General features: G+C 68.3%; 13 protein-coding genes and 1 tRNA gene. 11 read left to right on the top strand and 3 right to left on the bottom strand.

Translation table 11 applies throughout. The features are described from left to right. Nucleotides 1-25: 25 nt before the first annotated feature. The 5 genes from hflC (at nt 26) to OMP39_RS08600 (ending at nt 4,311) form a co-directional block, all read left to right on the top strand. The gene (gene hflC, locus OMP39_RS08620; protein ID WP_264891344.1) at nt 26-913 is read left to right on the top strand and encodes a protease modulator HflC; all 888 of its coding nucleotides are present in this window, start codon (nt 26-28) and stop codon (nt 911-913) included. A 28-nt stretch (nt 914-941) separates the two neighbouring features. After that, on the top strand, nt 942-1,109 hold the full coding sequence (locus OMP39_RS08615) for a DUF2065 domain-containing protein (RefSeq protein ID WP_264891343.1): 168 nt from the start codon (nt 942-944) through the stop codon (nt 1,107-1,109). A gap of 76 nt (nt 1,110-1,185) precedes the next feature. Then, nucleotides 1,186-2,349 (top strand): ATP phosphoribosyltransferase regulatory subunit, encoded by a 1,164-nt coding sequence (locus OMP39_RS08610; RefSeq protein WP_264891342.1) that lies wholly within the window; start codon nt 1,186-1,188, stop codon nt 2,347-2,349. Between the two features lie 48 nt (nt 2,350-2,397). Beyond that, entirely contained in the window at nt 2,398-3,732 is a 1,335-nt protein-coding gene (locus OMP39_RS08605) for an adenylosuccinate synthase (RefSeq protein ID WP_264891341.1), read from the top strand. A gap of 57 nt (nt 3,733-3,789) precedes the next feature. Then, entirely contained in the window at nt 3,790-4,311 is a 522-nt protein-coding gene (locus tag OMP39_RS08600; RefSeq protein WP_264891340.1) for a phosphoribosyltransferase, read from the top strand. Between the two features lie 201 nt (nt 4,312-4,512). Here OMP39_RS08600 and OMP39_RS08595 read toward each other — a convergent pair. Next, nucleotides 4,513-4,597 (bottom strand) — tRNA-Leu (locus tag OMP39_RS08595). Between the two features lie 87 nt (nt 4,598-4,684). Here OMP39_RS08595 and rnr point away from each other — a divergent pair. After that, entirely contained in the window at nt 4,685-6,916 is a 2,232-nt protein-coding gene (rnr, locus tag OMP39_RS08590) for a ribonuclease R (RefSeq protein ID WP_425340616.1), read from the top strand. 45 nt (nt 6,917-6,961) lie between these two features. On the opposite strand, the gene OMP39_RS08585 is transcribed toward rnr, so the two are convergent. Continuing rightward, a complete protein-coding gene (locus OMP39_RS08585; RefSeq protein ID WP_264891339.1) occupies nt 6,962-8,461 on the bottom strand; it encodes an NAD(P)H-hydrate dehydratase in 1,500 nt (499 codons plus the stop codon). Between the two features lie 240 nt (nt 8,462-8,701). Continuing rightward, nucleotides 8,702-10,054 carry an amidase gene (locus OMP39_RS08580; protein WP_264891338.1) on the bottom strand — a complete coding sequence of 451 codons (1,353 nt, stop codon included), beginning with the start codon at nt 10,052-10,054 and terminating at the stop codon, nt 8,702-8,704. 241 nt (nt 10,055-10,295) lie between these two features. Here OMP39_RS08580 and rpsB point away from each other — a divergent pair, with 241 nt between their 5' ends. The 5 genes from rpsB to uppS all read left to right on the top strand — a co-directional run bounded on the left by rpsB (nt 10,296) and on the right by uppS (nt 14,262). Beyond that, nucleotides 10,296-11,039 (top strand): 30S ribosomal protein S2, encoded by a 744-nt coding sequence (gene rpsB / locus OMP39_RS08575; protein WP_264891337.1) that lies wholly within the window; start codon nt 10,296-10,298, stop codon nt 11,037-11,039. A 194-nt stretch (nt 11,040-11,233) separates the two neighbouring features. Next, nucleotides 11,234-12,124, top strand: a complete 891-nt coding sequence (gene tsf, locus OMP39_RS08570; RefSeq protein WP_264891336.1) for a translation elongation factor Ts — start codon at nt 11,234-11,236, stop codon at nt 12,122-12,124. 82 nt (nt 12,125-12,206) lie between these two features. After that, the gene (gene pyrH / locus OMP39_RS08565) at nt 12,207-12,917 is read left to right on the top strand and encodes a UMP kinase (RefSeq protein ID WP_264891335.1); all 711 of its coding nucleotides are present in this window, start codon (nt 12,207-12,209) and stop codon (nt 12,915-12,917) included. A gap of 14 nt (nt 12,918-12,931) precedes the next feature. Continuing rightward, nucleotides 12,932-13,492: a ribosome recycling factor gene (gene frr / locus OMP39_RS08560; RefSeq protein ID WP_264891334.1), complete on the top strand. Its 561-nt coding sequence runs from the start codon at nt 12,932-12,934 to the stop codon at nt 13,490-13,492. 38 nt (nt 13,493-13,530) lie between these two features. Then, the gene (uppS, locus tag OMP39_RS08555; protein WP_264891333.1) at nt 13,531-14,262 is read left to right on the top strand and encodes a polyprenyl diphosphate synthase; all 732 of its coding nucleotides are present in this window, start codon (nt 13,531-13,533) and stop codon (nt 14,260-14,262) included. Nucleotides 14,263-14,269 lie beyond the last annotated feature (7 nt).

Below are 14,269 nucleotides of genomic sequence, written 5' to 3'. Positions count from 1 at the left end.
CCCGCACCACGACAGAAAGAGAATCATGAATCGCATCGGACTCATCGTTTCGACCCTGCTGCTGGTGCTCGTGGTGGCCGGTTCGACGCTCTTCGTCGTCGACCAGCGCAAGTTCGCGGTCGTGTACGCGCTCGGCGAGATCAAGGAAGTGATTCAGGAGCCGGGCTTGAAGGTCAAGATGCCGCCCCCGTTCCAGAACGTCGTGTTTCTCGACCGCCGCATCCAGACGCTGGACGCCCCGGAGACGCGCCCCATCTTCACCGCCGAGAAGAAGAGCCTCGTGGTGGACTGGCTCGTGAAGTGGCGCATCGTGGATCCGCGTCAGTTCATCCGCACCAACGGGGTGGACATGCGCAATGCCGAGACACGACTCGCCTCGATCGTGCAGGCTGCCTTCAACGAGGAAGTGACCCGCCGCACCGTGCGGGAGGTCATCGCGATCGAGCGCGAACGGGTGATGCAGGGCGTGCGGCAGCGGCTGGCGGACGACGCCAAGTCCCTGGGCATCGAGATCGTCGATGTGCGCACCAAGCGGGTGGACTTCTCCGCCAGCATCACCGAGGCCGTCTATCGCCGCATGGAGTCGGAGCGCAAGCGGGTGGCGAGCGAACTGCGTTCCACGGGCGCTGCCGAAGGCGAGAAGATCCGTGCAGATGCCGACAAGCAGCGCGAGATCATCATCGCCGAAGCGTATCGCGATGCCCAGCGCATCAAGGGCGAGGGCGACGCGAAGGCGGCGGCCATCTACGCGTCGGCCTTCGGGCAGAACGCGCAGTTCGCGCAGTTCTACCGCAGCCTCGAGGCCTACCGGCAGAGCTTTCGCAACAAGAACGACGTGATGGTGCTCGACACCGACACCGAGTTCTTCCGCGCGATGCGGGGTGGAGCGGCCCCGGCACGCAGCAGCCGCTGACGCTCGCGCGATGAAGGATCCCTTGTGGATGGCACTCGCTTGGGTGCTGGTGATCGAGGGTCTGTTGCCCTTTCTCAGTCCGGCCACCTGGCGGCGGGTGTTCGAGCAGGCCTTGCGGCTGCGTGACGGCCAGATCCGTTTCCTGGGCCTTGCCAGCATGATGGGCGGGGCCCTGCTGCTGTGGTTGATGGGCTGACGCCCGCACCCCGTGTGCCGAGGGGCGGGCGGCGTCACGCCGGTACAATCGCGCTTTTAATCCCCCGGTGTTTTCTATGACGTCTGCTTGGCTGCTGCCCGAGCACATCGCCGATGTGCTGCCTTCCGAGGCGCGGCGCATCGAGGAACTGCGGCGCAGTCTGCTGGACGCGGCGCGCAGCTACGGCTACGAGCTCGTCATGCCGCCGCTGCTGGAGTACCTCGAGTCGCTGTTGTCGGGTACGGGCCGGGAACTCGACTTGCGCACCTTCAAGCTCGTGGACCAGCTGAGCGGCCGCACGATGGGCGTGCGCGCCGACACGACGCCCCAGGTCGCCCGCATCGACGCCCATCTGCTCAACCGCCAAGGCGTCACCCGCCTGTGCTATTGCGGCCCGGTGCTGCACACCCGCCCTTCAGGGCTCCACGCCACGCGCGAGCCGCTGCAGTTTGGCGCCGAGATCTACGGGCATGCGGGGCTCGAGGCCGACCTGGAGTCCCAGGAACTCGCGCTCGAGGCGCTGCGCGCCGTGGGCATCGGACGGCTCACCTTGGACATGGCCGACGCGCGCATCGTGCACGGCCTGCTGGCCGGCGTCACGGCCGATGCTGCGACGTTGGAGGAGGTCTACAGCTGCCTGGCCGCCAAGGACGCCGCGCGTCTCGCGGAGATCACGGCCGACTTCCCTGCGGCATCGCGCGAGGGGCTGGCGGCATTGATCGGTCTGTACGGCGGGCCGGAGGTGCTCGACGAGGCGGCGCAGGTGCTGCCCGCCCGGCCGGGTATCCAGGCTGCGCTCGCCGACCTGCGCTGGCTGGTGGAGCATGTGGGCCGCGCGCATCCCGACGTGCGGCTGAGCGTCGACCTGGCCGATCTGAGCGGCTATGCCTACTACAGCGGGCCTCGCTTTGCCGTGTACGCCGAGGGCTGGGCGGACTCCCTCGTGCGAGGCGGCCGCTACGACGAGGTGGGCGCGGTGTTCGGCCGCCGGCGGCCCGCGGTGGGCTTCAGCGCCGACTTGAAAGAACTCGTGCGCCTCGCGCGCGTGGACGGCACGCGTGCCGCCATCCGCGCGCCATGGGGCGAGGATGCTGCGTTGCGGGCGGCCATCCGGCGCCTGCGCGAGCAGGGCGAGACGGTCGTGTGCGTGCTGCCGGGCCACGAGCACGAGATCGAGGAATTCGCCTGCGACCGCGAACTGGTGCAGGCGCAAGGGCAGTGGGTGGTGCGCGCGCTCTGACGCCCCCGCCATTGTCACGACAGGACTTCGCTTTCCAGGAACGTATTCATGACTGAGCAACAGCAGCGCGGGCGCAACGTCGTCGTGATCGGCACCCAGTGGGGTGACGAGGGCAAGGGCAAGGTGGTCGATTGGTTGACCGACCACGCGGCCGGGGTCGTGCGCTTCCAGGGCGGGCACAACGCGGGCCACACCTTGGTCATCCGTGGCAAGAAGACCGCGCTGCAGCTCATTCCGTCGGGCATCATGCGCGAAGGGGTCGCCTGCTACATCGGCAACGGCGTCGTGGTCGATCCTACCCACCTGCTCGGCGAGATCGAGCGGTTGGAGGCCGCCGGCCTGGAGGTCCGCTCGCGCCTGTTCATCAGCGAGTCGTGTCCGCTGATCCTGCCGTTCCACGTCGAGGTCGATCGTGCGCGCGAGGCGCTGCGCGAATCGAGCGGCGCCGGCAAGATTGGCACCACGGGCAAGGGGATCGGCCCGGCTTACGAGGACAAGGTCGCCCGCCGCGCCTTGCGGGTGCAGGATCTCAAGCACCCCGAGCGCTTCGCGAGGAAGCTGCGCGAGTTGCTGGACCTGCACAACTTCGTGCTCGAGGGCTACCTGAAGGCGCCGCGGCTGGAGTTCCAGCCCATCTACGACCAGGCGATGCAGATGGCCGAGCAATTGAAGCCGATGCTCGCCGACGTGGGCGTGCGCATCCACGAGACGAACCTGCGCGGCGAGAACATGCTGTTCGAGGGCGCGCAGGGTACGCTGCTCGACATCGACCACGGCACCTACCCCTACGTCACCTCGAGCAACTGCGTGGCCGGCAATGCGGCGGCGGGCTCCGGCGTGGGCCCTGACAAGCTGCACTACATCCTCGGCATCACCAAGGCCTACACCACCCGCGTCGGCAGCGGGCCGTTCCCGACCGAGTTGCCCATCGATCAGGAAGGCACGGTGGGGCATCACCTCTCGACCGTCGGGCAGGAGCGCGGCACCGTCACGGGCCGGGCGCGTCGTTGCGGCTGGCTGGATGCGGCGGCGCTCAAGCGCTCGATCCTCATCAACGGGGTCTCGGGTCTGTGCATCACCAAGCTGGACGTGCTCGACGGCCTGAAGGAGATCCAGGTGTGCGTCGGCTATGAGCTCGAGGGGCGCAAGATCGACATCCTGCCGCTCGATGCGGACGAGATCGCGGCCTGCAAACCCATCTACGAGACCTTCCCAGGCTGGACCGAGAGCACCGTGGGTCTGACGCAATGGGATCAGCTGCCGCTCAATGCGCGGCGCTATCTCGAGCGCGTGCAGGCCTTGATCGGCGCGCCCATCGACATGGTGTCCACCGGGCCCGACCGAGAGCACACCATCTTGCTGCGCCACCCGTACAAGGCCTGATCGAGACGACTGCTTACCCTGCTTGAAGATGGCGCTGCACGGCGCCCGAGGACCAACATGCTCACCGACGACGGCAAACACCTGTACGTATCCTGGGACGAATACCACATGCTGATCGAGCGCCTGGCGCTCAAGGTCCACAACTCCGGCTGGGAGTTCGATCAGATCCTGTGCCTCGCGCGCGGCGGCATGCGCCCGGGGGACGTACTGTCGCGCGTGTTCGACAAGCCGCTGGCGATCATGTCCACCAGTTCCTACCGGGCCGAGGGCGGCACGATCCAGGGCCGGCTCGACATGGCGAAATACATCACGATGCCCAAGGGCGAGCTGGCCGGCCGCGTGCTGCTCGTCGATGACCTGGCGGACTCGGGCGTCACGCTCAAGGCAGTGGTGGAGCGTCTACGTGGGATGCCGGCGATCACCGAACTGCGCTCAGCCGTGATCTGGGTGAAGGGCGTGTCGACCTACACGCCGGACTACTACGTCGAGATGCTGCCGACGAGCCCGTGGATCCACCAGCCGTTCGAGGAGTACGACGGCTTGCGGCCCGAAGGGCTGGCGAAGAAGTACGAAGTCTGAATACCATGCACAAGAGGCGCCGCGACGGCGCCTCTACTTTTTCGGCCGTTCGGCGTCGCGGGTCTAGCGGGGCACGCGCCGCAACTGGCGCTCGGGCCGGCAGCCGCCGGCTTGCGGTGCTGACGGGGGTGCGGCACGATGGATGCATGTGCCGCGCCGAAACGAAAAAGCCCCGCATCGAGGATGCGAGGCTTTCGTATCTGGTGCCCAGGAGAGGACTCGAACCTCCACGGAGTTACCCGCTAGTACCTGAAACTAGTGCGTCTACCAATTCCGCCACCTGGGCTTCGGTGTCTTGCAAAGAGCTTGCGCCGTTTGCATCGGAACAGAAGGAGATTCTATCATCAAAAATTCCAACATCACAAGTACCTCAGTGACCGGATTGCTCAGCGAAGTCGAAGGCATCGTCCAAGGCCATCGTGACGGACACGGCTTCGTGGTCCGCGACGACGGCGAGGCCGACATCTATCTCGCGCCGCAGGAGATGCGCGGCGTTCTCCATCGCGATCGCGTGCGGGTGCGGGTGATCCGCTACGACCGCCGTGGCCGACCGGAAGGGCGGGTACTGGAGATCCTCGAGCGCAAGAAGACACCCATCATCGGCCGATTGCTGCACGAGGGTGGGGTGTGGATCGTGGCGCCGGAGGACAAGCGCTACGGGCAGGACATCCTGATTCCCAAGAACGCCACCGCCAAGGCGCAGGCGGGCCAGGTGGTCGCGGTCGAGTTGACCGAGCCGCCCTCGCTGTACTCGCAGCCCGTGGGTCGCGTCACCGAAGTGCTCGGCGACATCGACGATCCGGGCATGGAGATCGAGATCGCGGTGCGCAAGTACGAGGTGCCGCATCGGTTCTCGGCGGAGACGATCGCGGAGGTCTCGAAGCTGCCCGACGCGATCCGCCCCGCCGATCGCAAGCACCGCATCGACCTCACGGATGTGCCGCTCGTCACCATTGACGGCGAGGACGCCCGCGACTACGACGACGCGGTGTATTGCGAGCCGGCCCGCGTGGGCCGCGGCAAGGGCTGGCGCTTGGTGGTGGCCATCGCGGACGTGAGCCACTATGTCAAACCCGGCACGGCGCTGGACGCCGACGCGTACGAGCGCGCGACGTCGGTCTATTTCCCGCGCCGGGTGATCCCGATGCTGCCAGAGAAGCTCTCCAACGGGCTGTGCTCGCTCAACCCGGACGAAGACCGCCTGGCGATGGTCTGCGACATGCTCGTCAACGCCAAGGGAGAGATCCACGCGTACCAGTTCTTCCCGGCGGTGATTTGCTCGCACGCGCGCCTCACCTACACCGAGGTTGCGGCCATCCTTGCCAACACCCGGGGGCCCGAAGCGATGCGGCGTGCGGACCTGGTGCCGCATCTGCTGCACCTGTACGAGGTGTACCGGGTGCTGCTGAAGGCCCGAGTGGAACGCGGCGCGGTCGATTTCGAGACGACCGAGACGCAGATCGTCTGCGACGAGAACGGCCGTATCGAGAAGATCGTGCCGCGCGTGCGCACCGACGCGCACCGGCTGATCGAGGAGGCGATGCTGGCCGCCAACGTTTGCTCGGCGGACTTCATCGCTCGGGCGGAGCATCCCGCGTTGTACCGGGTGCACGAGGGGCCGACCCCGGAGAAGAAGACGATCTTGCAGAACTACCTGCGTGCGCTCGGCCTCGGCATGAACATCAGCGACGAGCCGCACCCGCGCGAGTTCCAGGCGATCGCCGATGCAACCAAGGAAAGGCCCGATGCGCAGCAGATCCACATGATGCTGCTGCGCTCGATGCAGCAAGCGATCTACACGCCCGTCAACAGCGGCCACTTCGGGCTCGCCTACGAGGCCTACACGCACTTCACGAGCCCGATCCGGCGCTACCCGGACCTGCTCGTGCACCGGGTGATCAAGGCGCTGCTGCAGGGGCAACGCTACCGCATCGGCGCGGCCTTCCTCAGCGACGAGCCCCGCAAGAAGGGCGGGCGCAGCAAGACGCCCGCAGAAGAACTCGCGCAATGGGAGGCCGCAGGAGAGCACTGCAGTGCCTGCGAACGCCGCGCGGACGAAGCGTCGCGTGACGTGGAGGCCTGGCTCAAGTGCAAATTCATGCGTGAGCACCTGGGCGAGGAGTTCAGCGGCACCATCAGCGCGGTCACCAGCTTCGGTCTGTTCGTGCAGCTCGACGCGCTGTACGTCGAAGGGCTGGTGCACGTGACCGAGCTGGGCGGCGAGTACTTCCGATTCGACGAGGTCCGGCAGGAGCTGCGCGGCGAGCGCACCGGCGTGCGGTACGCGGTGGGCGGTCGCGTGCGCGTGCAGGTGATCCGCGTCGATCTGGACGGCCGCAAGATCGACTTCCGCATCGTGCGCGACGTGCTGGAGGCGCGCCCCCCCGCACGAGGGAAGGGCAGGGTGCTCGAAGGCGCCGAGGGGAAGGTGTCCGAGCTCGAGCGTGTGCGCCAGGCCGACCGGGAGGTCAAGGCCGCGCGGTCGCGTCGTGCGTCTGCCAAGAGCACTGCACGCAAGAGCCCGGCCAAGGGCACCGGCCGGGCGCCCCATCCCGTGCAGGCGGCCAAGAGCGCCGCCAAGAAGTCCCGAGCGCGTCGCAAGTAGCGGCAGGATCGAACGGCGGCCTGGGGGAGGCTGGGTGGGGGCGTGTCAGATCGCCTCGGCCAGCTCGCTCGCGGGGTAAGGCCCCCGGTGCGTCGCGGCCCAGCGGTCGGCGGCTGCCCCGTGTTCCCACACGGCACGCACCGCGGCGTCCAGTGCAGCCTCGCCCGGCCGCCAGGTGCCGCCCAGCCAGCCGGCCAGCACATCGCCGGTGCCGGGTGTCGCGAGTGCGGCATTGCCGGTCGGGTTGATCCACGAGGGCCCCTCCGGCCCGGCGATGACAGTGCCGGAGCCCTTCAAGACGACCGTGACCCTCAGCCGGCCGGCCAGCTCACGCGCCGCCGCCACGCGATTCGCCTGGACGTCGGCCGAGCTGCTGCCGAGCAAGCGCGCGGCCTCCAAGGGGTGGGGCGTGAGGATGGTGGCGGCGCCCCGGGCGCCGCGATGCGAGAGCAGGGTGCGCAGCGCCTCGTCGGCGGCCATCGTGTTGAGGGCGTCGGCGTCGAGCACGAGACGCGGTGCCGCATGCAGCACGGCCGGCAGGATCTGCGCCACCTCACTGCCTCCGCCGCAGCCGCACACGACCGTCCCAGTGCCGGCGCGCAACATCGGCTCCAGCGAGCCGAGCGGCCTCACCATCAGCTCCGGATGGGTCGGATCGACCGCGAAAGCGTCCTCGGCCAGCGGCACCAGATAGACGCGTCCGCCGCCGGCTCGTACCGCCGCGCGGGCGGCGAGGAGCGCCGCGCCCACCATGCCGGGAGCACCCGCCACGACGATCACGTCGCCGAAGCTGCCCTTGTGATGTGCGTGCAGCCGCGCGGGGCGCACGGCCTGGACGGCACCCTCCGAGGCGAGCCAGGCGTCGGGTGCCACCGTGGGAGCGCCGAGGTCATGCCACCACACCGTTCCGGCGTGGTCTCGTCCCTGCGCGGTGAAGAGCCCCGGTTTCAAGGTCAGGAGACTGAGCGTGTGGTCGGCGCGCACGCAGGCGCGCAGCTCGGTGTCGAAGACTCTGCCGGTCTCGCCGTCCAGCCCGGTCGGCAGGTCCACGGCGAGCACGGGGCCGGGCCAGCGGCGTAGGGCCGCCACCGCGTCGCCCAAGGGTCCTTCCGGCCGGCGGGACGAACCGAGTCCGAGCAGCGCGTCGATCGCGAGGTCCTCGCCCCTCGGTTCGAAACCGTAGACAGGGGTCTGCTGTATCGGCACACCGGCGGCGCGCGCCTCCTCCAACGCACGAGCGGCGTCCGCCGGCAGTCGCGCGGGGTCTCCGACGAGGCTCACCGATACTGCTCGCCCGGCCCGGTGCAGCCACGCAGCCGCGACCAGGCCGTCGCCCCCGTTGTTGCCCGGGCCGCATGCCACCCACACGCGCCGCGCATGGGGCGCGACGGCGAGGGCGAGGCGGGCCACCGCGGTGCCGGCGCGACGCATCAGCGTGAAGGGCGGCAGCTCTGCCTGCGCGGCTTGTTCCGAGGCCCGGGAGCCCTGTGCCCCGTGCAGCGGCCAAGGGGCAGGGGGGCTTGCAGCCGCCGTGCCGAGTTGCATGGGCGGGGGCCACACGCGGACGGGCGGGTCTTCCGGAGCCATCGGGGAGGCGGGAGCAGTGCAGGGCAGGCGGGAGAGGCTCATGCCCCGACGATAGCGCACCGTGTTGCCGCGGCGCACCCCGATCATGACCAGCGGCCCTGGGTGGCAGCATTCGGTGGCAGCGGCCGGCATTCGGGCGGCGGGCGCGCTGCGCCGGTGCATGGCGTGCCGCGCCGAGAGTGGTGAGTGACGGCGCCTTCAGCGCGCGCCGGTGCGCAAGGCGTCTTCGATCAGCAGTCCGGCCTCGAGGACGGCGTCATCGCAGAGCGCGCCGCTCCAGACCATGAGCCCTACGGGCAGGGCGCCCGGCTCGTGGCAAGGCAGGGACAGCGCGCAGCCGTCCAGCATGTTGACCACCGAGGTGTTGCGCAGCAGCAGGGCGTTGATGCGGAAGAACTCGGCGTCGTCGTGCTCGATCGCGGCGATCGGCGGCGCGGTGATCGGCACCGTGGGCGACAGCAGAGCGTCGAAGGCAGCCGTCGCGTCCGCCATGCGGTCGATCCATGCCCGGCGCCCGTGCATCAGTTCGATGTAGTCGGCCGCGCTCATCGTCGAGCCGCGCTCGATGCGCTGGGCCACCCGCGGATCGTAGTCGCCGCGCCTCTCGGCGAGGAGCCGGCGGTGCCAGCTCCAGCTCTCGGCCGCGGAGAAGCCCCCCGCCGACTGCAAGGAGGCGAGTTCGTCGAGTTCGGGCAGCTCGATTTCCTGCACACGCGCCCCCTCGCGCGAGAGCCGTTGCACGGCCGCTTCGAAGGCCCGGGCGACGCCCGGATCCAGATTGTCGAGCATCACGCGCCGAGGGATGGCGAATCGCCACGCCTCCAGCGGCCGGCTGCTGAACCGGACCTTGCGTTGCGCCAGCACCTCGTGCACGACCACTGCATCACGCACGCTGCGGGTCATCGCGCAGGCCGTGTCGAGCGTGGTCGACAGGGGGACCGCGCCCTGCAGCGGCGTTAGACCGGCGGTGTTTTTGAACCCGACGAGCCCCTGCAAGGCTGCGGGGATGCGGATCGAGCCGCCGGTGTCCGAGCCCAACCCGACCCAGCAGGCGTCCCCGGCCACCGAAGTGGCCGCCCCCGAACTCGAACCGCCCGGGATGCGGGGCGTCGGGTCCGAGTCGTGCGTGCCCATGTTGCGGGGCGTGCCGTGATGCGGGTTCCAGCCCACGCCTGAAAAGGCGAACTCGGTCATGTTGGTGTGGCCTACGAGGAGGGCTCCGGCCGCCCTCAGTCGGGTCACCACCGCGGCGTCGGATGTCGCGGGCGGCGCATCGGCCAGCACCTTGGAGCCCGCGGTCGTGACCTGCCCCGCCACGTCGAAGAGAGCTTTCACGCTCACCGCGACGCCGGCCAGCGGGCCGCACGGCAGCCCGGCCGTGCGCGCCAGGTCGGCCGCCCGGGCCGCCGCCTGCGCCTGCTCCCAGAAGCCGACCAGGAACGTGTGCGCCATCTCGGGCCTGGCGGCCGCCCGGCGGTGGTCTGCGAGGAGCTCGGTGGCACTGGCCCGACCCTCGGCGAGGGCGCGGCGCACGTCATGGAGATCGTCCATCGGGGACCTGCTATACTCTTCGGGTTTATCTGGATGGCTGCCGCCTGCTGGCAGACGAGCCTTCGCTCATCGAAGCGAAAGGGTGGCGCCGAGGGCTCCATCCTCAGGGCGGTCGAACGGGTCGGCCCCGGATGAACGAATCGCGAACCGGCGCCAAAAGGTGTTGCGCGTGGTGTGTGCCGAAAGGCAAGTGCTGCAAGCAATCTTCGCCGGATTCTAGACCCAACCTTTGGAGCATCAGATGCCTGTCACCATGCGCGAAATGCTGGAAGCGGGTGTCCATTTCGGACACCAGACCCGCTTCTGGAACCCCAAGATGGCCCCCTACATCTTCGGCCATCGCAACAAGATCCACATCATCAACCTCGAAAAGACGTTGCCGATGTTCGAGGAGGCGCTGAAGTTCGTGCGCCAACTCTCGGCACGCCGGGGCACGATCCTGATGGTGGGCACCAAGCGTCAGGCGCGCGACATCGTCGCCCAGGAGGCGCAGCGCTGCGGCATGCCCTACGTCGACCAGCGCTGGCTGGGCGGCATGCTGACCAACTTCAAGACGGTCAAGACCTCGCTCAAGAAGCTCAAGGACATGCAGGCCCAGGCCGAAGCGGGGCTGGAGCAGATGAGCAAGAAGGAAGCGCTGCTGTTCCAGCGCGAGCTGGCCAAGCTCGAGAAGGACATCGGCGGCATCCAGGACATGAACGCCCTGCCTGACGCGCTGTTCGTGGTCGACGTCGGCTACCACAAGATCGCCGTGGCCGAGGCCAAGAAGCTCGGGATCCCGGTGATCGGCGTCGTCGACACCAACCACTCGCCCTCCGAGATCGACTACGTGATCCCGGGCAACGACGACTCCGCCAAGGCGGTCGCCCTGTACGTGCGCGCCGTGGCCGATGCCGTGCTGGAAGGCAAGGCCAACGCCGTCAACGAGGTCGTCCAAGCCGCTCAGGGCGAAGACGAGTTCGTGGAAGTCAACGAAGCCGCCTGAGCAGCCTGAGTGCCGCCGCCCGGCCGCCCGATGGCGGCGCCGAGCCCCCTCTGGGGTCGGCGTCTGCCGGCCGGGCGTGTGTGCACGAGGGCGCTCGAAGAGGGGGCTGCTTCAGCCCCCTTTTTTCAACGCCGACCGAATCTGTCCGCGGGCGCTGAGGGCGCCCGCCGCTATCGAATCACAGGAGATACGAGATGCCTGCAATCACCGCCAGCATGGTCGCTGAACTGCGCGCCAAGACCGATGCCCCGATGATGGAGTGCAAGAAGGCCCTGACCGAGGCCGACGGGGACATGGCCCGCGCCGAGGAAATCCTGCGGGTCAAGCTGGGCAACAAGGCCGGCAAGGCCGCCTCGCGCATCACCGCCGAGGGCGTCGTCGCGGCCTTCGTCGAGGGCACCACCGGCGCGCTGATCGAGGTCAACTGCGAGACCGACTTCGTCTCGAAGAACGACTCCTTCCTGGCGTTCGCCAAGTCGCTGGCCGAGCTGGTGGCCAAGAACGACCCGGCCGATGTGGCCGCGCTGTCGGCCCTGCCGCTCGCGCAGGACGGCTTCGGCCCCACCGTCGAGGACGTGCGCAAGGGCCTCATCGGCAAGATCGGCGAGAACATGTCCATCCGCCGCTTCAAGCGCTATGCCGGCGGCGCTCAGCTCGCCAGCTACCTGCACGGCACCCGGATCGGCGTGATCGTCGAGTTCGACGGTGACGCCGTCGCGGCCAAGGACGTCGCGATGCACGTCGCGGCGATGAAGCCGGTGGCCCTGTCGTCGGCCGACGTGCCCGCCGAGCTGGTCGAGAAGGAGCGCAAGATCGCGGCCGAGAAGGCAGCCGAGTCCGGCAAGCCGGCCGAGATCGTGGCCAAGATGGTCGACGGCGCGGTGCAGAAGTACCTGAAAGAGGTGTCCCTGCTGAACCAGCCCTTCGTCAAGAACGACAAGCAGACTGTCGAGCAGATGCTCAAGGCCGCCAACACCACGGTCAAGAGCTTCACGCTGTACGTCGTCGGCGAGGGCATCGAGAAGAAGCAGGACGACTTCGCCGCCGAGGTGGCTGCCCAGGTCGCCGCGGCCAAGGGTCAGTAAGTAACAGAGCCCGCCCGTCCGCACCGTACACTTCTCGCGAACCGACGTCATCACGACAGACGCCATCCCTTCGGAGGACTGAATGCCGGCGTACAAGCGCATCTTGCTGAAACTCTCGGGCGAGGCCCTCATGGGCGACGATGCCTACGGCATCAACCGGGCGACCATCGTGCGCATCGTGCGAGAGATCCAGGAGGTGACGGCGCTGGGCTGCGAGGTGGCGGTGGTCATCGGCGGCGGCAACATCTTCCGCGGTGTGGCGGGCGGCTCGGTCGGCATGGACCGGGCCACCGCCGACTACATGGGAATGCTGGCCACCGTCATGAATGCCCTGGCGCTGGCCGACACCATGCGCCAGGAGGGCATGACGGCGCGAGTGATGTCGGCAATCGGCATCGAGCAGATCGTCGAGCCGTACGTGCGGCCCAAGGCGCTGCAGTACCTGGAGGAGGGCAAGGTGGTGATTTTCGCCGCCGGCACCGGCAACCCCTTCTTCACGACGGACACCGCCGCGGCTCTGCGCGGGGCGGAGATCGGCGCGCAGATCATGCTGAAGGCCACCAAGGTGGATGGCGTCTACACCGCCGATCCCAAGAAGGACCCGTCGGCCACACGTTACGCGAACATCACGTTCGACGAAGCCATCGTCAGGAACCTGCAGGTGCTGGACGCGACCGCGTTTGCCCTGTGCCGCGACCAGAAGCTGCCGATCAAGGTGTTCAGCATCTTCAAGCCGGGCGCGCTCAAGCGCGTGGTCCAGGGAGAAGACGAGGGCACCCTCGTGCACGTCTGAGGAGTACCGAGCTCATGAACATCGCAGAGATCAAGAAGACCGCCGAGCAGAAGATGCAGAAGTCGGTCGAGGCGTTCAAGCACGAACTGACCAAGATCCGCACCGGTCGCGCCCACACGGGCCTGCTCGACCAGGTGCATGTGGAGTACTACGGCTCCATGGTGCCGATCAGCCAGGTGGCCAACGTCACGCTGCTCGATGCACGCACCATCAGCGTACAGCCCTGGGAAAAGGGCATGGGCGCCAAGATCGAGAAGGCCATTCGCGAGTCCGATCTGGGCCTCAATCCGGCGGCCCAGGGCGACCTCATTCGCGTGCCGATGCCCCCGCTGACGGAGGAGCGTCGCAAGGAGCTGACGAAGGTCGTGCGGCACGCTGGCGAGGAAGCGCGCGTGGCGGTCCGTAACCTGCGGCGCGAGGCCAACGAACAAGCGAAGAAGCTGCTCAAGGAAAAGCTCATCAGCGAGGACGACGAGCGCCGCTGCCAGGACGACGTGCAAAAGCTCACCGACCGCACGATCGCCGAGATCGACAAACTGGTCGCGGCCAAGGAGGCCGAGATTCTGGCCGTCTGACGCGGGCTGCCGTGTCCGCTGCCGAAAAGGGTGTGGCCATGATGACCTCTGCCCCGATGCCCCGCCATGTCGCCATCGTCATGGACGGCAACGGGCGGTGGGCCGCCCGGCGCCACATGCCTCGCTCGTTCGGTCATGAACAGGGGGTGGAGGCGCTGGTGCGCACCGTGCGCGCCTGCGTGGTCCGGGGGATTCCGTACCTGACGGTCTTCGCCTTCTCCTCCGAGAACTGGAAGCGCCCCGAGGAAGAGGTTTCCGGCCTGATGAACCTCGTGCTGGTGGCCGTCTCGCGCTACGTGCGGCGCTTGGCCGAGGAGGGCGTGCGCATCTGCATCGTGGGAGATCGCTCCCGGGTGTCCGAGAAGGTGCGCGCCTCGTGGCAGGAGGCCGAGGACGCCACCCGCCACAACAGCCGCCTGGTGCTCTCGGTGGCCTTCAACTACGGGGGCCGCTGGGACATGGTGCAGGCCTGCCGCCGCCTGATCGAGGAGGGCGTTTCCCCCGAGCAGGTGGACGAGGCGACGGTGGCCCGCTACATGGCACTCCACCACGCGCCCGACCCGGACCTGTTCATCCGCACGGGCGGGGAATTGCGCATCAGCAACTTCCTGTTGTGGCAGGCGGCCTACTCCGAACTGTATTTCACCGACTGCCTGTGGCCGGACTTCGACGAGGCCGAACTGGACCGCGCGCTCGCGGCGTACGCGGCGCGCGAGCGCCGTTTCGGGGACGTGCGACCGGCCGTCGAGCCCGCGCCCCAGGCGGCATGAGGGCCGA

The sequence above is a fragment of the Schlegelella aquatica genome (genome assembly GCF_026013905.1).
Taxonomy (GTDB): domain Bacteria; phylum Pseudomonadota; class Gammaproteobacteria; order Burkholderiales; family Burkholderiaceae_C; genus Caldimonas; species Caldimonas aquatica.
The sequence above is the reverse complement of the archived record's forward strand: the minus strand, read 5'-3'. Positions and strand labels throughout refer to the sequence as shown.